Raw genomic sequence first — 17632 nt, 5'->3', positions numbered from 1 at the left:
CTACCAGAAAATCAGAGCGCGAGGTATTGGGCGCGGATGGACTCGTCTTCCCGGAATGAAGCGGCGGTGCCTTCGTAGCGGATCCGGCCCTTCTCGAGGACGTAGACGCGGTCGGCCAGGTCGAGGCAGAAGTCCACGTTCTGCTCGGCGAGGAGGGTGGTCAGGCCGTCCTGCTTGAGTCGGGCGATTTGTTCCTTGAGGTGATCCACGACGAGCGGCGCCAGGCCCTCGGAGGGCTCGTCGAGGAGCAGCAGCTCGGGGTTGCCCATGAGCGTGCGCGCGATCGTCAGCATCTGCTGCTCGCCGCCGGAGAGGAAGCCGCCCTGCCGGCCCACCAGCTCGCGAAGCTTGGGGAAGAGGTCGAAAACGCGCTCGAGGGTCCACCCCGAGCTCCCTCCTCGGCTGCGCGCGGCGACGTCGAGGTTCTCCCACACGGTGAGATCGGCGAAGATGCGGCGATCTTCTGGCACGAAGCCGATGCCGAGGGCGGCGATCTCGTAGGGCTGGCGGCCGGCGATGTCCCGTCCCTTCCAGACCACGCGCCCCTCGCGCGGCGGGGTCAACCCCATGACGCTCCGGATGGTCGTCGTCTTGCCGACGCCGTTCCTGCCCAGGAGACAGACGCACTCGCCCGCCGCCACCTCCAGCGAGACACCGAAGAGGACCTGCGACAGGCCGTAGGAGGTAAAGACCTCTTCGACCGCCAGGATCGGCGCCGCCTTCACCGCCGCTCCCCCAGGTACACGCGGCGGACTTCAGGATGCCGGCGCACCTCTTCGGGCGTGCCGTCGGCGATGACCTCGCCCTGGTGGAGCACGGTGATGCGGTGGGCGATGGCGAAGACCACCTCCATGTCGTGCTCGGTGAAGAGGAGCGTCAGCCCGCGCTCGCGCGCGATGCGCTCGATAAGCCGGATGGAGTCGCGCGTCTCCTGGGCCGACATGCCCGCCGTCGGCTCGTCGAGGAGGAGGATCTCGGGTTCGAGCGCCAGCGTGATGCCGAGCTCGAGCTGCTTCTGGTTGCCGTGGGAGAGGAAGCCGGCGACTTCACCGGCCTTGTCGAGGAGTCCCACCGAGTCGAGCAGCGCCTCGGTCTCGTCGCGGTAGAGGCGGTCCACCCGGGCCAGAAGGTTCCAGCCGCGGCCGCGGTGGGAAAGGAACGCCGCCTGGATGTTCTGGAACACCGTGAGCCGCGGGAAGATGTTGGTGCGCTGGAAGGACCGGCCCATGCCCAGGCGGCAGAGGTCGTGCGGCGCGATGCCGGTGACCTCGTGGCCATTGAAGCTGACGCTGCCCGCGTCGGGCCGGAGGTGGCCGGTGATGAGGTTGAAGAGCGTCGTCTTGCCCGCGCCGTTGGGCCCGATGATGGCGCTGATCGAGCCGCGCGAGACGCTGAAGCTGACCCCGCCCACGGCCTGGAAGCCGTCGAAGCTCTTGCGGAGATCGCGGACGTCAAGCAACCTGGCGCCTCCGCCGGAGCCGGCGCACCGCTGACTCCACCGCTCCCGCGATCCCGCCGGGGAAGACGAAGAGCAGCACGATGAGAATCGTGCCGAGGATGAGCGGCCAGTACTGCGTGTAGGAGACGATCTGCTGGTTGAGCCAGATGAGGGCGAGGGCGCCCAGCGCCGGGCCGATGAAGGTGGCCATGCCGCCCAAGAGCGTCATGATCAGCACCTCGGAGGACTTGGTCCAGTACGCGAAGTCGGGGAAGACGCCCCGGTTGAAGATGCCGAAGAGCCCGCCCGCGAGCCCCGCGAAGGCGCCCGCGACGACGAAGGCCGCCAGCTCGTAGCGGCGCACGTTGACGCCGATGAACTCTGCGCGCTCCGGATTCTCGCGGATGGTGGTGAGCATGCGGCCGAACGGCGAGCCCACGACGCGGCGGAGCAGCCAGAGGCACCCGGCGACGAGGAGGAGGGTGAGGAAATAGAAGTATTCCGACGTCCGGTAGCCGCCCACGAAGGGCAGCCACGCCGCCACCCGCTCCAGCCAGCCGAAATCCGGGTAGGGGATCTCCGGCATGCCCTGCTCGCCGCCGGTCACCTCGTTCCACTTGAAGCAGATCGCCCAGACGATCTGGGCGAAGGCAAGCGTCAGCATGGCGAAGTAGATCCGCGTGAGGCGCACGCAAAAGAAGCCGAAGAGGAGGGCGAAGAGCCCGGCCAGGACGCCGGCCGCGGGAAAGGCCAGGAGGAACGACACGCCCATCTTCTTCATGAGGATGCCGGTCGCGTAGGCACCGATGCCGAAGTAGGCGGCGTGGCCGAAGGAGACGAGCCCAGTGTAGCCGACCAGCAGGTTGAGGCTCGTGGCGAAGAGCGCCCAGATGACGACGTCGTTGGCGAGGAAGGTGTAGTAGCGCGAGCCCGCCGCCGGCACGAAGAACGCCGCCACGAGGACCACCAGGGCCCACGGGATTTTGTTGATCATCAGGATTTGGCCGCCGAGGCGCCTGCGCAGGGCCTCCGGCGCCCGTCGTTCGGGCGGACTTCCCACGGGGTCATTTCAGGGGCTTCCCGAGGAGGCCCCAAGGGCGAATGATCAGCACGGCCGCCATGAGGGCGAAGATGGAGAAGATAGAGAAGCGCGGGAAGAAGAGGATGCCGAAGGAGAGCACCTGGCCGTAGATGAGCGCCCCGAGGAAGGTGCCCCAGAAGGAGCCGAGCCCGCCGATGACCACGACCACGAAGGCTTCGACGATGACCTCCGTGTCCATCCCGGGCACGATGGCGCGCATCGGCGTGATGAGGGCGCCGCCCAGGCCGCCGAGGAACGATGCGAGCACGAAGACGCCGGTGTAGAGCGCGTTGACGTTCACGCCGAGGGCACCCAGCGTCTCGCGGTCGAGCGCGGCGGCGCGGATGAAGCGGCCGGCGCGAGTGCGCTGGAGCGCGAACCAGAACCCGAGCGCGATGGCCGGGCCGAGGAGAATGATGAACAGGTTGTAGTACGGGATGGTCGCCCCAAAGAGCGAGAGCGCGCCGGTCAGCCCCGGCGGCCGGCTCAGCGACTTCTGCTGGGTGCCCCAGATGATCTTCGCCGCGTCGCCCAGGACGAGGACGAGCGCGTAGGTGAACAAGAGCTGGTACAGCTCCTCCTTGCCGTAGAGGCGCTGGAAGAGGAATCGCTCGACGATTCCACCCAGCAGGGCGACACTCGTCGCGGCCCCAAGAGCGGCCACCCAGAAGCTCACGGGCCCCGTGCCCAGCCACTGGACGATTTGGTAGGCCGAGTAGGCGCCGAGCATGTAGAAGGTGCCGTGGGCGAAGTTGAGGACGCGCAGCACTCCGAAGATGAGCGAGAGCCCGGAGGCGATGAGGAACAGGAACATGGCGGCGGTGAGGCCGCTCAGCGACTGGGCGAAGACGAACGAGAGATCGGGCACGAGGGAGGTTCCCCCTCACCCTGCCGTCTCCCCCGAGGGGAGAGGGTTCAAGATTCCCTCACCCCCGTCGCGGGGGAGAGGGCAGGGTGAGGGGGAGAGTCGGGCTAGTCCATGAACTTGGTCGGGTCGACGTACGTGACGGGCTTCATGATCGAGAAGGGATACTTGGCGTCCTTCGCGGTCTTACCGTAGAGCTGCCCGCGGTTCGCCTGGTGGTCCTTCTCGCGAAGGATCAGCTTGCCCACCGGCGTATCGACGCTCAAGCCGAGCAGCGCCTTGGCGACCTTGTCCGAGTCCGTGCTGTTGGCCTTCTTGATCGCCTCGACAAGGAACTGCATCCCGATGTACCCCTGGATGGCCCAGGAGGACGGGTACTCGTCCTTGAGGTACTTGGACACGCGCGCGGTGTAGTCCTTGTGGGCGCCCGGGTTGTCCTCCCAGTAGAAGGCGTCGTAGGAGTTGCCCCAGATGCCAGTCGGGTAGTCAGCGCCCATCGCCTTGGTCGTCTCCGGCGAGCCCGCCTCGCCCAAGCCGATGAAGTTGTACTTGAGGGCGTCGAAGTAGCCGAGCGCCTTGGCCTGCTTGGAGAAGGTGACGAAGAAGCCGCCCCAGATGGACGAGACCACCGCCTCGGGCTTCTTCGCCATCTGGGCGTTGATGAACGGGTTGTAGTCCTGCTCGCCGAGCTTAGGCCACTGTTGGTCCACGATCTCCACGCTGGGCTTGATCTTCTTGATGTGCTCGACGAAGGCGCGGGTCACGTCCTGGCCGTACGCGTAGTCGAAGGCGATCGTCCCAATCTTGGTGACGGGCCACCTGGCCACGATCTCTGCCGCGCTCCTGCCTTCCATGGTCGTGTTCGCGGCCACGCGGAAGACGTAGGGGTGGAGCTTGTCGGGGGCGGTTAGCTGGTCGGTCTTCGGGATGGGCGCGATGAAGACGATCTTGTTTTCCTTGGCGACGACGGAGACGGCCGGCCCCTCGGCGGACGTCAGGGTGCCCACCAGGAAGTCCACGTTCTCCTTGAGGATGAGCTCGCGGGCGACGCGGACCGCCTCGTTCGCGTCGGCCTTGGAGTCCCGGGTCAGCAGCTCGATCTTCCGGCCGAGCACGCCTCCCTTGGCGTTGATCTCGTCGATATACATCTGGGCGCCCTTCGTGGCGGGCTCGCCGAAGAGCGCGGCAGGCCCGGAGAGCGGCATGGGCATGCCGACCTTGATCGGCTTCTGGGCTTCGGCCGCGATGGGCAGGGCCAGCAGCGCGGCCAACAACAGTGTCAGTGCGCGAATCATCGTGTGCCTCCTTATTAGCTGTGTGGCGGCAGCGGAGCTACAGGGCCGGGAAGCCCGGCACCTGCACCAGGATCCGGTATACGGACGTGGACGCGGTGATGTAGAGACTCCTGGAATCGTCGTCGCCCCAGGCGAAGTTGGCCGTGCGCTCGGGCACGTGGATCACGCCGAGGCAGGCGCCCTCGGGAGTGAAAACGTGGATTCCGCCGGGGCCGCAGCAGTAGACGTTGCCGGCCGAGTCGATCTTCATGCCGTCGGGGGCACCCGGGCCCTCGCCCGTCGTCTCCGCCCACACGCGGCCATTGGCCAGGCCGCCGTCCGGCTTCACGTCGAACACGCGGATGTGCTTCCGGGCGGTGTCGTTGACGAAGAGCCGCCGGCCGTCCAGCGAGAAGCAGAGGCCGTTCGGCCGGTCGAAGTCGTCCGCCAGAAGCGTCGGGCGCTTCGGGTCGCTGCTCGCTCGGTAGACGCCCTGGAACGGCAGCTCCTGTGGGCGCTTGACCCCGTAGAACTCCGCGCGCCCGTACGGCGGATCGCTGAAGTAGACGGAGCCGTCGGCGGCGCAGACGATGTCGTTGGGGCTGTTGAGCTGTCTGCCGTCGTAGTGCGTCGCCACCGGCGTGATGCGGCCGTCGGGCTCGGTCCGCGACACCTGGCTCGAGGCGTGCTCGCATGCCAAGAGCCGGCCCTGCCTGTCCCACGTGAGGCCGTTGGACATGTTGCAGGGCTTGCGGAAGGTCGTCACGCCGTCCTTCGCCGACCAGCGGCGGAGGTGGTCGCCCGGCATGTCGCTCCAGAGCAGGTACTTGCCCGTGGGATGCCAGAGAGGCCCCTCGGTGAAAAGGCAGCCACCGGCGATCTTCTCGAACTCGACCTTGGGGCCGACGACGGCCGTGACGCGCGGGTCGCGGATCTCGATCGTCACTTCTTGATCGGCTCCCCCGACTTGCCCGCTGCGTACCAGTCGTGCGGGTTGACCTCCTCGATCACGACCCACACGGCCTCCTTGGGCAGGCCGGTGACCTCGGTGATGGCGCCGGTCACGCGCCTGGCGATCTCGTCCTTCCGCTCCTTGCCCCAGCCTTCATAGATGCGGATGTTCACGAATGGCATGCGGCCCTCCTGTGGGCAAGCAGTTGCGTTCGAACCGGGCGGTACTTGGAAGCGCAGGGAGCCTAGCACGCTTCGGCCGCCGTGGCCACGGCGGGACGGCGCGGCGCGTCAGCGTCTTGGGGGGTGCTATGCTTGGGTCGTGGCCGACCTCGTCAACCAGTTTTCCTGGTCCCGCACGCGCGACAACGTCTTCAAGGAGTGCCGCCGCCGCTACTACTTCCAGTACTACGGCGCCTGGGGCGGCTGGGAGGCCGGCGCCGACCCGCTCGTGCGGCGGCTCTACGTGCTCAAGCAGTTAGGCACCCGCCAGATGTGGGCCGGCCGCCTCGTGCACGAGGCGGTCGAGCGGGCCCTGCTCGCGATGCGGGATGGCCACGCCCTGTCCGAGGCCGCGCTCATCGAGGACACGGTGCGGCAGATGCGTCTCGAGTGGCGCGGCTCGAAGGACGGCGTGTACCGCGAGCACCCCAAGCGGACGGGCCTCTTCGAGCACGAGTACGGTGTCCCCATCTGCGACTCGGAGTGGCAGGCGCTCCGCGACCACATCGTCCGCTGCCTGCGGAACTTCCACCGGCTGCCGCTGCTGGAGGACATCAAGCGGACGCCGACCGAGCGCTGGGCCTTCATCGAGGACATCGGCTCCTTTCCCTTCGAGGGCACGAAGCTCTTCTCGGCACCGGATTTCGGGTACTGGAACGCCGCCGACCGCCTCCAGCTCGTGGACTGGAAGACGGGAGGCAACGGCGCGGGTGCCGGCATCCAGCTGGGCGGCTACGCGCTGTACGCCCTCGAGGTGATGCGCGTCGAGCTGTCGCGCGTGGACCTGCTCGAGGTCAACCTCCGCGAGGGCAAGGTCACCGCGCACCCGTGGGACGAAGCCAGCCTCGACCGCGTCCGCGAGCACATCCGTCTCTCCGTGCGCGCGATGAAGGCGTACCTCAAGGATCCCGAGCGCAACCTCGCCGAAGAGGCCAACTTCGAGAAGGCCGAGGAGCTGCGCATCTGCCGGTGGTGCAACTTCCGCGCGGTCTGCAAGCCGGAGCTGCCGCCGTTCACGGCGCCCGAGGAGGCCCCGGCCGAAGCATGAAGGCGCTCCTCGTGGACCTGGACGATACCCTGCTCGACTACTCGGGCGGGGTGGACGAGTGCTGGAGCGCGGCCTGCGAGACCGTCACCGCTCCGGCGGGAGTCGACACGGCGGCGCTCGTCGACGCCGTGCGGAAGGCGCGGCGCTGGTTCTGGGACGATCCCGAGCGCCACCGGTGCGAGCGCGTGGACATGCCGGGCGCGTGGCGCAAGATCGTGGCGCACGGCCTCGAGCGGATGGGCGCCCCGAACGAGCCCCTGGCCGCCGCCGTCGCCGAGGACTTCGCCGCCCGCCGCTGGGCCGTGATGCGCCTCTTCCCGGGCGTCGCCGAGGCGCTCGGCCGGCTTCGCGAGGCCGGCGTGGCCATGGCCCTTGTCACCAACGGCGACAAGAGCCAGCAGCGCCGGAAGATCGAGCGCTACGACCTTGCCCGCTACTTCGACGCCATCCTGATCGAAGGCGAGTTCGGCGCCGGCAAGCCCGAGGAGATCGTGTACCGCCATGTTCTCGAGCGCCTGGGAGTGCCCGCGCGCGAGGCGTGGATGGTGGGCGACAACATCGAGTGGGACGTGGCGGCGCCCCAACGGCTGGGGCTGCGTGGCGTCTGGGTCGACCGCGACGGGACGGGGCTGGCGGCGGGAAGCGCTGTCCGCCCCCACCGCATCATTCGCGAGTTCCCTGAGATCCTCGCGAGCTAGCCGCCGCTACTTCGGCTGGACGATGACGGTTCGCAGGATGCCGAGGTACTTCTGCGCGACGCGCTGGACGTCGGCGGGCGTGACCTTCTTGACGTCGGCGGCGTAGCGGTCGAGGAACTCGAATCCCACGCCGGCGATCTCGTAGAAGGCCAGGTACCAGGCCTGCCGCGCGTTGGTCCGCCGGTCCATCGCCTGGCTGCCGAGGACGTAGGCGCGGGCGACGGCCACTTCCTCCGCCGAGGCCTGCTGAGTCCGGATGCGCTCGAGCTGCTGCGTGAGCGCACGCTCGGCCTTGGGGACGTTCTCGGGCGCCGTCCCGAGGATGCTGATGAAGGCGCTCGTGTCCACGCGCGCGGGATACTGCGCCAGCGTCGTGTAGGCCAGCGCCTGCTGGTCGCGCAGCTCGGAGAAGAAGCGCGAGGCCATGCCGCCGCCCAAGAGAGCCGTGAGGACCTTGAGCGGTGGGTGATCCGGATGCGTGAGCGCCGGCGCGAGGGCCGCCATGAGAATCTGCGCCTGGGCGCCCGGGACGACGGCGACCTCCCGCGTAGCCGCCATCGCGGGCGGCGCGGGCACGGCGGGGCTCGCGGTCGTGCCGGAGGGCAGAGCGCCAAAGATCCGCTGGACCTGCGGGATCACATCGGCGGTTTTGACGTCGCCGCTCACTGCTAAGACCATCTGTCCCGGCACGTAGTAGCGGCGGTAGTAGGCGAGGAGCGCCTCGCGCGTGAGCTTCTCGACGCTCTCGCGGCGGCCGAGAGGATCCCAGGCATACGGGTTGGAGCCGAAGAGGGCCGCCCGCATCTTGTCCGAAGCGACGTCGAAGGGCTTGTCACCGCGATTGCGGATCTGGCGACCGAGGAAGTCGCGCACCGCCTGTACGGTGCCGTCGGGCAGCGTCGGGCGCAGGGCGCAGTCGCCGATCAGCTCCAGCATCTCCTGCCAGTTGCGCGAGAGCGCGGTCGCGGTGATCTCCGAGTAGTCGGCATCCCCGTAGGCGTCGATGCTGCCGCCCATCCGGTCCGCGGCCTCGGCGATCTGCTCACCGTCCAGCTTTTCCGTGCCGCGCACCAGCATTTGCTGGAGAAGGTTGGAGATGCCCGCGATGTCGGGCGTCTCGGTGCGCGTGCCCATCGTGACCATCAGCGAGTAGGCGACGACGGGCGCCGCCGGATTCTCGCGCACCAGCACCGTGAGCCCGTTGGGCAGGCGCGTGCGCGTGACGCCGCCGCCCTGCGCGGAGGCCGCCGCGGGAGCGAGAAGGATCAGCGCGGCGGCGAGAGCGAGGACCCGTCGAGTCATTTTGACTTTCCCGGCACGAAGGCGATGCGCGCGTAGTCCGTCACCGGCAGGTACTTGCGCGCCGCGTCCCTGATCTGCTCGCGCGTGACGCCGCGGAGCCGCTCGAGGTAGCGCAGCTCGTCGTCGAGCTTGCCGGTCAACTGGACCAGGCCGTAGGCCGAGGCGACGCCGTCCGTCGTCTCGTAGGCGAAGGCGTGCTCGGACTCGGCCTTGGTGACGGCGAGCTGGCGCTCCTCCTCGGTCGGGCCCTCCTTCTGGAGCCGCGCGATCTCGTCGAGGATGCGCTGCTCGACCTTCGCGACATCGCCCGCCTCGAGCTGCGTCTGCACGTAGACGATGCCAGAGAGCTGCATCGAGGCGTTGCTCATGTTGATGCCGGACACGATCCGCTCGCCGTCGCGGAGGTTCTTCTGCAGGCGCGCGCTCTCGCTGCCCCCCAGGATCGTCGCGACCAGGTCGAGGGCGAAGCTGTCCGGGTTGGAGAGGCTGGGCGCCTGCCAGCCGAGCGCCAGGTGCCCCTGCTGCTCGGGTCGCTCCACCGTCTTCCGCACCATGCCCTTGATCGGGGCGAGCGGCGGGACCGGCGGCGGCAGGTAGCCGGTCTTGGGGCGCTTGCCGAAGGTCTCGTCCACCATGGCGCGGACGGCCCTGGCCCCGACCGACCCGACGACCACGAGGACCATGTTTTCGGGAGTGTAGTACTGGCTGTTGAATCCCTTGAGCTTCGCCTGGTTCGCCGCGTTCATCGTCTCGGGCGTCCCCAGCACGGGGCGGCCGTAGGGGTGGCCGGAGAAGACCAGGCCGTAGAGCTGGCGGACGACGGCGCTCTTGGGGTTGTCCGTCTCGATACGCGCCTCCTCGAAGATGACCTGGCGCTCCGCGTCGATCTCCTTCGGGTCGAAGGTCGAGCGGAACGCCAGGTCGTCGAGGAGCCCGAGGGCGGTCCGGGTGCCGTCGCTCGGCACCAGGATCTGGAAGGTCGTGTAGTCGAACGACGTGAACGCGTTGCTGCGCCCGCCCTGGCCCTCCACGGTGCGGTCGATGTAGCCCGGGCCGAACTTGTCCGTGCCCTTGAAGAGCATGTGCTCCTGAAAGTGGGCGTAGCCGAGACCGTCGGGCTTCTCGTAGCGGACCCCGGTCGCGACCCAGAGGTAGACGGCGACGATGTCGGCGGCGCGGTGGTCCTGGATGACGAGCGTGAGACCGTTGGGCAGAATCTGGACGACGGGCACGGCGGACTCGGCGGCGGGCGCGGCCGTTTGGGCTGTGGCGCAGCCCGAGACGAAGAGCGCGAGAGCCGCAACCACGCCGAGAAGCTTCCGCGCGCCGATCATGCGGCGCAGTCTAGCATGCGGGCGGGACCCGGCGTCCATACGACCTTGGTCGTAGCGCTCAGACCGGGATGCAGGCGCCGGAGACCGCGCCCGCGCTCGGAGAGGCGAGGTAGGCGATGACGTCGGCAACCGCCTCCGTGCTGACCCATCCCGAGCGGTCGGCGTCGGGCATGGCGTGGCGATTCGCGGGCGTATCCATGGTGCTCGGCAGCACCGCGTTGACCGCGATGCCGTGCGGCCGCTCCTCCTGCGCCAGCGCCTGAGTGAGCGCGATCACGGCGCTCTTGCCGACGGTGTAGGCGATGAAGCCGCCGGCCGGCGGTACCACGGCGCGCGAGGACACGTTGACGATGCGGCCGCGGCGCGCGGCCCGCATGGCGGGCAGTACGGCGCGGCAGCCGATGACGGCCGAGGTCAGGTTGAGGTCGATCATGCGGCGCCACTCAGCGAGCGACGTCGAGGCGAGGTCGCCGCCCGCGAAGCCGCCCACGGTGTTGACCAGCACGTCGAGCCCCTTCTGGCGGGCGAGGACGTCGGTGACGAACGCGGCGAGCGCGCCGTGGTCGGTGACGATATCCACCGGGGCGCCGTACAGGCGGCCGAGCTGTCCCTTCTCCACGCGCCGCTCTAGACTCGCCCACTCCTCCGGCACCAGCCACGGCACCGCGACCGAGGCGCCGTCCTGGAGGAAGCGGAGCACCACGGACTGGCCGAGGGCTCCCGTGCCGCCGGTGACGATGGCGACGCGCCCGGTCACGCGCGCGTGCCCGCCAGCGTGTCCATCCGCGTCGCGAGGTCGAAGTCGAGCGCGCTGATGCCGCCGGCGTCGTGGGTCGTGAGATCCACGGTGACGCGGTTCCAGACGTTCGACCACTCGGGGTGATGACCCATCGTCTCCGCCACGAGAGCGACGGCGCTCATGAAGCCCCACGCCTCGACGAAGTCACCGAACACGAAAGCCTTGTGGAGCTTGCCCGCCGCGAGCGCCCAGCCCGGCAGGGCCGCGAAGCGCGCGGCGACTTCGGTGTCCGTGAGCTTGGTCGGGGCGGCCATGCGGCCTGCTCTCAGCCGGCCGCCGGGGCGCCCATGATCGCCGAGCGCTGGATGTCTTCGTACCGGACCTTGGCGACATCGAAGGCCTCGATGTTGCCGACGAGCTTCTTGAAGGTCTGGTCGAAGGACGGCAGGGTCTTGCGCTCGCGCGTGAGCGGCGTGGTCCGCGCAAGGACGAAGTTCTTGACGTACGGGTGGTTGATCCCGCGCTTCTTGATCTTGGCGACCACGTCCGCCAGCGCCTCGTCGGCCCCGCGGACCAGCTCCGCGCGCTCCTCGCGCTCCTCGAGCGTCTTCGGGAAGCGCCCCTTGAGGAACTTGTCCACGCGGCGCAGGATCGGCGCGAAGGCGCCGCCCGCGAAGCGCTTGTTCTTCTCGTACAGGAGCCCGAGCGTGATGAAGTGCGGCGACTCGAACTGGAAGACGTAGTCTTCCTCGCCGCTCGACGGCTCGTCGACCGCCAGGCCCCGGTACATGCGGATCACCTCGAGCGACTTCTCCTTGAGGTTGTGAGCCTTCTCGGTGTTGAGCGCGAGGATCTGGAAAGCGACCTCGTGCTCGGGCACGAGGATGGCGGGCACCATCTTCGCCTTGAGCTTCTCGAGGACGGCGCGGCGGTGGTTGCCGTTGGGCGTCCAATAGAGGCCGGGCTTGGGCGACATGACGACGATGGGGTCGACGAAGCGGTCGATCTTCTTGACCACGTCCTGGAGGCGCTTGACGTGGGTGGGGGAGAGGTCGCGCTGGTAGGGCGTCGGCTCGACCTTCGCCATCGGCAGCAGGCAGAAGATCTGCCAGTGGTCGCCGACGGGCTCGCGGTAGATCGCGAGCGCGTGCCCACCGTCCTTCTCGACCTGCTCCGCCAGCGCCGCGACCGCCTTCGGCGGATCACCGTCCGGATACACCGCCCACGTTGTCATGGCGCCGATTATGCCCGACGTCTCCGCGATCGGAAAGGGGAGACCTGGCATTTACCGCGCCCGCGAGAGGCCGGGGGCCGGGGCGCCGATCCACTCAGCCCTCGCCTCGCGGCCGAGCCGCTCAGCTCGAACTGCGACCCCCGACGGCCATGGGGGTTCGGGGGGCATCCCCGACCCCCGACCCCTCCCGGGCGCTACGCGGGTGGCGACTTCGACGCGCACTTGGCCCCCGCGGACGATGTGGTCGCAGACAATTGTCGCGAGGACCATGGTGAGCGGGAGCCGGGGGATGCCCCCCGAACCCCCGTTGGTTCTCGGGGGTCGCAGTTCGAGCTGAGCGGCTCGGCCGCGAGGCGAGGGCTGGGTGGATCGGCGCCCCAGGTTCCCGCGACACGCGTATGACTTCACGCGGATACAGAGCCGCACCCCGTGACACGCGAATGGATCTACGCCGGTGCGGTGGTCTTCGACGCGGTAGAGCGGCGGCGGATAGCGTCGCGGATGGAGCCGTAGATGCCCGACGGCAGGAAGATGATGAAGATGATGAGCAGCAGGCCGTAGATCGTGTCGGCCATCCCGAGGAACTTGAGCCCGAAGGCGATGCGCAGCCCCTCGGACAGGGCCGTCGTCAGCGCGGTTCCCACCAGCGGGCCCATCAGCGAGTACATGCCGCCCAGCACCACGGCGAACACGATCTTCAGCGACACGCCGATGCCCGAGAGCGTGTCCGGGTTGACGTAGGAGATGTACTGCGCGTAGAGGACCCCGCCCAGCGCGGTGAGTGCGGCCGAGATCACGGTGATGCCGAGCTTGAAGCGCGTCACGTGGATGCCGACCGAGGCCGCCGCCGTCTCATCCTCGCCGATGGCCTCGAGCGCGGAGCGCGCCATGCTCCGGTCCACGCGGTCCCAGACCCAGAGGCCGGCCAGAAACATGGCCAGCGAGGCGTAGTAGAACACGCGCTTGTCGGCGAACTGGAGTGTCCACAGTCCGGACGCGGTGCCCGCGGTCTTGAGGCTCGCGCCGAGCGAGCCACCGGTCCAGTCGCGCTCGGCGATGATGAGGAGGCGGATGACCTCGCCCACCGCCAGCGTGACCAGCGCGAAGTAGTGGCCGATGACGCGGAAGCGGAAGCACGGGATGCCGAGCACCACCGCGAGCGCGACCGACGCCGCCACCGCGAGCAGGGCGCCGATCCACGGCGTGAGCGAGTAGAAGTTCCAGAGGAGCGTGGTCGTGTACGCACCCACGCCGAGAAATGCGCCGTGGCCGAGGGAGACCAGGCCGAAGCGGCCCATGAGGGACCAGGCCTGGCCGATGAAGGACCAGATGAATATCTGGATGACCACGTGGAGCACGTACTGCTGCACGCCGCCCATGGGGAGGAAGGGGGCGACGACCAAGACCCCGAGCACCACGCCTGCAAAGAAGCGGCCGCGGCTCATTCGCGCTTTGCCATGATGCCGCCCGGGCGGACGAACATCATCACGATGAAGATGACAAAGGCGATGACGTACCCCATCTCGGTCGAGATGACCACGCCGCCGATGGCGATGATCTCGCTCATGATGAACGAGGCGATGAAGGCGCCGACCATGTTCCCCAACCCGCCCAGCACGCAGATCATGAAGGTGAGCGGCCCGAACTGCCCGCCGAAGAAGGGGTGCACGGAGTACTGGAAGATGAGCAGCGCCCCTGCCAGTCCCGCCATGAGCCCGCCCACGGCCGAGGTGACGATGTAGATGCGCTGGGGGCTGGCGCCCATCAGCGACATGGCGTCGCGGTCCTGGGACACCGCGCGGATGGCTGTGCCGATGTAGGTGCGCGTCAGGAAGAAGTAGAGCGCGATCACGGCGAGGATGGAGATAGCGAAGGGGATAATCCGCGTGGCGGGCAGGAAGATCCCGGCGATCTCGTAGCTCGGCAGGCTCAGGCGCACGGTCTTGTGGTCCGTCGTCCACAGGAACGTGGCGACCGACTGGAGAAAGAAGAGGAGCCCGCCCGTCGCCAGTAGTTGATTGATGGGGGCGCTAGTCAGGATAGGAGAGATGATGAGAAGGTGCACGCCGACGCCGAGGAGCGTCCCGACGGCGAGTGAGACCAGACCCGCCGCCCAGATGGGCCAGCCGTACACGACGTTGAAGAAGTAGATGGCGTACATGCACAGCATGACCAGGTCGACGTAGGCGATCCAGACGATGTCGAGCACTCCGAAGATCAGGTTCAGCCCGAGGGCGAGCAGCGCCAGGACGCCTCCCAGCAGGATGCCGTTGATCGCCGCCTCGACGAGGAAGATCGGCTCCATGGGTCGTCAGACTCCCAGGTACGCCTTGCGGACAAAGTCTTGCTCGGCGAGCTCCGCGGCCCGGCCCTCCATCTTGATCCGCCCGACTTCCAGCAGGTAGGCGCGGTCCACCAGCTTGAGCACCTGGCGCACGTTCTGCTCGACGACGAGGATCGTGTAGCCCTCCTCGCGCACCCGGCGAATCAGGTCGAAGACGCGCAACACCATCACCGGCGCCAGGCCCAGCGAGGGCTCGTCCAGGAGGATGATCTTGGGCTGCGACATGAGCGCGCGGCCGATGGCGAGCATCTGCTGCTCGCCGCCCGACATGCTGCCCGCGCGCTGCTTCTGGCGCTCGGCGAGGACCGGAAAGAGCGTATAGACGCGCTCCAGGCTCTCGCGGTATCGGGCGCGGGCCGCGGGCAGGAAGGCGCCCATCTTGAGGTTGTCCGCCACGGTGAGGCCGGGGAAGAGGCGGCGCCCCTCGGGCACGTGCGAGATGCCGTGGGCCACGATATCGTGGGCGGGGTGGCCCGCCAGCTCGGCGCCCTCGAAGGCGATGCGGCCCGAGCGCGGGGCGATCAGGCCGGAGATCACGCGAAGGAGCGTGGTCTTGCCCGCTCCATTGGGGCCGACGACAGCCACGGCCTCGCCCTCGGCCACGCGCAGGCTCACGTCCCAGAGCGCCGTGAAATGGCCGTAGCCCGCCGTGATGCCGGAGAGCTCGAGCATGCTCATGCGAGGACCACCTTTTCGCCGAGGTACGCTTCGATGACCTGCGGGTGCTCGGCGATCTCGAGCGGCGGCCCCTCGGCGATCTTCTCGCCGTGGTCCAGCACCACGATGCGGTCCACTACGCGCATGAGGGTCGCCATGATGTGCTCGACCCAGACGATGGTGATCCCGAGGTCGCGGCGGATGCGCTTGAGCATCTCGGCCGCGTCGTGCATCTCCGACGGGTCGAGCCCGCCCAGGCTCTCGTCGGCCAGGAGGAGGCTCGGCCCGGTGGCGAGCGCCCGCGCCAGCTCGAGCTTCTTGAGCCCGCCGGCGCCGAGCAACGTGGTGGCGGCCTCAGGGTCGGTGGGCAGGCCGACCAACTCCAGCATCTCCCGCGCCCGCTGGCGCGCCTCGGCCTCGGTGTTCGGCTGGTTGGTGCCGTAGTGGGCGGCCACGGCCACGTTGTCCAGGATGGAGAGCTTGCGGAACGGGCGCGGGATCTGGAAGGTGCGGGCGATGCCCCGGTGGCAGATCCTGTCGGGCGTGAGGCCGCCGATCTCGTCGCCGCGGAACCGGATAGAGCCCGCCGTCGGCGGCAGCGCGCCCGAGACGCAGTTGAACAGCGTGGTTTTCCCGGAGCCGTTGGGGCCGATCAGCCCGAGGATCTCGCCCTCGCGCACATCGAAGGACACCTGGTTGAGCGCGGTGAATCCCCCGAAGCGCTTGGTGACCCCGGTGACGGTTAGCACGAGGCGGGCAGCGTGCGGGCCGGGGGGCGGTGCTCCGCACCCCGGCCCGCGAGGAGGCTCAGGTCAGCGAGCCGCAAGCGGCGAGGACGCCGGCAGCGGCAGGAGGGGCTGGGCGGTCGCCACGGTCTTGGGGTACACCAGCTCGAACTTGCTCTCGATGATCTCGAACACCGCCGGGAATGAGCGCTCGTTCTGCCCGGCGAAGCGGTGGCCCGGCGGGTTGAACTTCACGCCGTAGCCCTGCATGGTGCCGCCCTCCGGGATGTCGGTGTCGCGGGCCGCCTTGGCCAGCGCCTCCGGTCCGAAGCCTCCGTACTTGGTGATCGCCCGGGGCACAACGTCGTTGAGCAGGATCCACATGTTGTTGAAGCCCATCGAGACGTGAGGCGCGATGGCGCGGTCGGCCACGTCCTTGTCCACGCCCGGGAGCGTCTTGTAGCGCCTGACCATCTCGGCGGTCAGCTCGGCGACGCCGGGCTTCAGCTTCTTGGGATCGAGGAGCTGGGAGGCGATGGGGTCGAGGGTGTGGAAGCCTTCGATCTCCTTGGCGCCGAAAGTCTCCTTCAGCTTGTCGATCTGGCTGTGGCCGGCGCCGTGTCCGATGTAGGCGCGCATACGCAGCCCCTGCTCCTTCGCCTGACGCAGGAACAGCGCGATGTCGGGGTTGTAGCCCGTGTGGAAGAGCACGTCGGGCCGCACCGACCGGAGCTTGGTCACCAGCGCGGAGAGATCGGGCGCGCTGATCGAGTAGCCTTCCTTGAGCACCACGTTGAGCCCCAGCTCCTTGGCCTTGAGCTCGTTGCCGAGCGCCACGTCGGCGCCGTAGGCGCCGTCCTCGTGGATGATGGCCAGCCTCAGCTCCTTGGCGGGCTTCTTGAACTTCTCCTGCGAGTACTCGTTGATGTACTGAACAGAAAGCGCGCCGAACTGGTCACCGGTGGGCTGCGGGCGGAAGGTGTACTGCAGATTGCGCCCGTCGAAGACCTTGGACGAGATCGCCGTAGTGATCCAGAGGAACTTCTTCTGCTTGTCAACGCGCTCCGCGATGGGGACGGCGTGCGCGCTCGAATAGATGCCGGCCAGGATGTCCACCTTCTCGACGTTGAGCAGGCGCTCGGCCTCGTTGATGGCGACGTCGGCCTTGGACTGGCCGTCACCGTCCACCTGCACGATCTTGTACTTGCCCGCCACGCCGCCCCGCTCGTTGATGAGGTCGATCATCATCTTGGCGCCGCGCCAGCAGTTGAGGGAGCCGGCGGCCGAGAACGGTCCCGTGTGGTCGTAGAGCAGACCGATCTTGATGGTCTGCGCCTGGGCGTCAGCCAGGTCGCGTGAGGCCAATCCGCCGCCGACACCGGCGATCAGCAGCAGAACGAGGACGATACGGAAGACCTTCATACTCGTGCCTCCTTTGGCTGTGAACATGCGAGCGGGCGCTCAGAGGCCGTCCCGAAAAAAGTGCCCAACCCTAGCACGCCCGCAGGGGTGAATCAACCGTCGCGCCGCTCGGCCAGGACGAGCCACTCGAGCTCGCGCCGACGTTCGGGCGAGGCAGGGGGAGGCCCCGCCTCGACGATGCGGAAGAAGGGTCCGAGGGCGGCCTCGATGCCCGGCCGGGAGACCGGGAAGGGCGGGCCGTCCGTACAATCCTTTAATGGGTAGAAGCAGGCGAGGAGCGTGCCCCCCGGCTTGAGGA

At 68.4% G+C, this 17632-nt stretch carries 20 protein-coding genes; 2 read left to right on the top strand and 18 right to left on the bottom strand.

The features are described from left to right. Positions 1–11: 11 nt before the first annotated feature. From VGV06_03135 to VGV06_03105, 7 genes are all read right to left on the bottom strand, one after another. Positions 12–725 carry an ABC transporter ATP-binding protein gene (locus VGV06_03135; GenBank protein ID HEV2054149.1) on the bottom strand — a complete coding sequence of 238 codons (714 nt, stop codon included), beginning with the start codon at positions 723–725 and terminating at the stop codon, positions 12–14. Next, positions 722–1459, bottom strand: a complete 738-nt coding sequence (locus tag VGV06_03130; protein ID HEV2054148.1) for an ABC transporter ATP-binding protein — start codon at positions 1457–1459, stop codon at positions 722–724. The genes VGV06_03135 and VGV06_03130 overlap by 4 nt, the downstream gene beginning before the upstream one ends. Then, a complete protein-coding gene (locus VGV06_03125) occupies positions 1452–2432 on the bottom strand; it encodes a branched-chain amino acid ABC transporter permease (GenBank protein ID HEV2054147.1) in 981 nt (326 codons plus the stop codon). The genes VGV06_03130 and VGV06_03125 overlap by 8 nt, the downstream gene beginning before the upstream one ends. A gap of 70 nt (positions 2433–2502) precedes the next feature. After that, a complete protein-coding gene (locus tag VGV06_03120; GenBank protein HEV2054146.1) occupies positions 2503–3387 on the bottom strand; it encodes a branched-chain amino acid ABC transporter permease in 885 nt (294 codons plus the stop codon). Between the two features lie 104 nt (positions 3388–3491). Next, the gene (locus tag VGV06_03115; protein HEV2054145.1) at positions 3492–4679 is read right to left on the bottom strand and encodes an ABC transporter substrate-binding protein; all 1188 of its coding nucleotides are present in this window, start codon (positions 4677–4679) and stop codon (positions 3492–3494) included. Positions 4680–4716: 37 nt separating this feature from the next. Next, positions 4717–5604 (bottom strand): SMP-30/gluconolactonase/LRE family protein, encoded by an 888-nt coding sequence (locus tag VGV06_03110; protein HEV2054144.1) that lies wholly within the window; start codon positions 5602–5604, stop codon positions 4717–4719. Beyond that, on the bottom strand, positions 5601–5792 hold the full coding sequence (locus tag VGV06_03105) for a 4-oxalocrotonate tautomerase family protein (protein ID HEV2054143.1): 192 nt from the start codon (positions 5790–5792) through the stop codon (positions 5601–5603). Before VGV06_03105 ends, VGV06_03110 begins: the two co-directional genes overlap by 4 nt. A gap of 139 nt (positions 5793–5931) precedes the next feature. Between VGV06_03105 and VGV06_03100 the strand changes: the two genes are divergently transcribed. Both VGV06_03100 and VGV06_03095 read left to right on the top strand, forming a co-directional pair. Beyond that, on the top strand, positions 5932–6879 hold the full coding sequence (locus VGV06_03100; GenBank protein ID HEV2054142.1) for a PD-(D/E)XK nuclease family protein: 948 nt from the start codon (positions 5932–5934) through the stop codon (positions 6877–6879). Continuing rightward, complete coding sequence (locus tag VGV06_03095) at positions 6876–7577, top strand: HAD family hydrolase (GenBank protein HEV2054141.1); 702 nt, start codon at positions 6876–6878, stop codon at positions 7575–7577. Before VGV06_03100 ends, VGV06_03095 begins: the two co-directional genes overlap by 4 nt. Before the next feature lie 6 nt (positions 7578–7583). Here VGV06_03095 and VGV06_03090 read toward each other — a convergent pair whose 3' ends face one another. The 11 genes from VGV06_03090 to VGV06_03040 all read right to left on the bottom strand — a co-directional run. Beyond that, a complete protein-coding gene (locus VGV06_03090; protein ID HEV2054140.1) occupies positions 7584–8879 on the bottom strand; it encodes a pitrilysin family protein in 1296 nt (431 codons plus the stop codon). Continuing rightward, positions 8876–10213 (bottom strand): pitrilysin family protein, encoded by a 1338-nt coding sequence (locus VGV06_03085; protein ID HEV2054139.1) that lies wholly within the window; start codon positions 10211–10213, stop codon positions 8876–8878. Before VGV06_03085 ends, VGV06_03090 begins: the two co-directional genes overlap by 4 nt. A 58-nt stretch (positions 10214–10271) precedes the next feature. Then, positions 10272–10970, bottom strand: coding sequence for an SDR family NAD(P)-dependent oxidoreductase (locus VGV06_03080; protein ID HEV2054138.1), 699 nt, complete (start codon positions 10968–10970; stop codon positions 10272–10274). Next, positions 10967–11266 (bottom strand): 4a-hydroxytetrahydrobiopterin dehydratase, encoded by a 300-nt coding sequence (locus VGV06_03075; protein HEV2054137.1) that lies wholly within the window; start codon positions 11264–11266, stop codon positions 10967–10969. Before VGV06_03075 ends, VGV06_03080 begins: the two co-directional genes overlap by 4 nt. A gap of 11 nt (positions 11267–11277) precedes the next feature. Beyond that, entirely contained in the window at positions 11278–12186 is a 909-nt protein-coding gene (locus VGV06_03070; protein ID HEV2054136.1) for a chromosome partitioning protein ParB, read from the bottom strand. A 446-nt stretch (positions 12187–12632) separates the two neighbouring features. Further along, the gene (locus VGV06_03065) at positions 12633–13631 is read right to left on the bottom strand and encodes a branched-chain amino acid ABC transporter permease (protein HEV2054135.1); all 999 of its coding nucleotides are present in this window, start codon (positions 13629–13631) and stop codon (positions 12633–12635) included. Continuing rightward, a complete protein-coding gene (locus tag VGV06_03060) occupies positions 13628–14491 on the bottom strand; it encodes a branched-chain amino acid ABC transporter permease (protein ID HEV2054134.1) in 864 nt (287 codons plus the stop codon). Before VGV06_03060 ends, VGV06_03065 begins: the two co-directional genes overlap by 4 nt. Positions 14492–14497: 6 nt before the next feature. Beyond that, positions 14498–15202 (bottom strand): ABC transporter ATP-binding protein, encoded by a 705-nt coding sequence (locus VGV06_03055; protein ID HEV2054133.1) that lies wholly within the window; start codon positions 15200–15202, stop codon positions 14498–14500. 2 nt (positions 15203–15204) lie between these two features. Beyond that, positions 15205–15936: an ABC transporter ATP-binding protein gene (locus VGV06_03050; protein ID HEV2054132.1), complete on the bottom strand. Its 732-nt coding sequence runs from the start codon at positions 15934–15936 to the stop codon at positions 15205–15207. A gap of 63 nt (positions 15937–15999) precedes the next feature. Beyond that, entirely contained in the window at positions 16000–17334 is a 1335-nt protein-coding gene (locus VGV06_03045) for an ABC transporter substrate-binding protein (GenBank protein HEV2054131.1), read from the bottom strand. 92 nt (positions 17335–17426) lie between these two features. Continuing rightward, positions 17427–17632: hypothetical protein (locus VGV06_03040; protein ID HEV2054130.1), on the bottom strand; the 206-nt coding region annotated here is incomplete at its 5' end.

This window comes from Candidatus Methylomirabilota bacterium (assembly GCA_035936835.1).
Taxonomy (GTDB): domain Bacteria; phylum Methylomirabilota; class Methylomirabilia; order Rokubacteriales; family CSP1-6; genus AR37.
This window is presented reverse-complemented; position numbering and strand designations above follow the sequence as displayed.

What these genes read in the sequence shown, in the direction of transcription:
- VGV06_03070 (HEV2054136.1), bottom strand. Translation starts at nt 12,186, where the DNA reads ATGACAACGTGGGCGGTGTATCCGGACGGTGATCCGCCGAAGGCGGTC.
- VGV06_03105 (HEV2054143.1), bottom strand. Translation starts at nt 5,792, where the DNA reads ATGCCATTCGTGAACATCCGCATCTATGAAGGCTGGGGCAAGGAGCGG.
- VGV06_03090 (HEV2054140.1), bottom strand. Translation starts at nt 8,879, where the DNA reads ATGACTCGACGGGTCCTCGCTCTCGCCGCCGCGCTGATCCTTCTCGCT.
- VGV06_03115 (HEV2054145.1), bottom strand. Translation starts at nt 4,679, where the DNA reads ATGATTCGCGCACTGACACTGTTGTTGGCCGCGCTGCTGGCCCTGCCC.
- VGV06_03060 (HEV2054134.1), bottom strand. Translation starts at nt 14,491, where the DNA reads ATGGAGCCGATCTTCCTCGTCGAGGCGGCGATCAACGGCATCCTGCTG.
- VGV06_03095 (HEV2054141.1), top strand. Translation starts at nt 6,876, where the DNA reads ATGAAGGCGCTCCTCGTGGACCTGGACGATACCCTGCTCGACTACTCG.
- VGV06_03045 (HEV2054131.1), bottom strand. Translation starts at nt 17,334, where the DNA reads ATGAAGGTCTTCCGTATCGTCCTCGTTCTGCTGCTGATCGCCGGTGTC.
- VGV06_03065 (HEV2054135.1), bottom strand. Translation starts at nt 13,631, where the DNA reads ATGAGCCGCGGCCGCTTCTTTGCAGGCGTGGTGCTCGGGGTCTTGGTC.
- VGV06_03055 (HEV2054133.1), bottom strand. Translation starts at nt 15,202, where the DNA reads ATGCTCGAGCTCTCCGGCATCACGGCGGGCTACGGCCATTTCACGGCG.
- VGV06_03125 (HEV2054147.1), bottom strand. Translation starts at nt 2,432, where the DNA reads ATGATCAACAAAATCCCGTGGGCCCTGGTGGTCCTCGTGGCGGCGTTC.
- VGV06_03085 (HEV2054139.1), bottom strand. Translation starts at nt 10,213, where the DNA reads ATGATCGGCGCGCGGAAGCTTCTCGGCGTGGTTGCGGCTCTCGCGCTC.
- VGV06_03075 (HEV2054137.1), bottom strand. Translation starts at nt 11,266, where the DNA reads ATGGCCGCCCCGACCAAGCTCACGGACACCGAAGTCGCCGCGCGCTTC.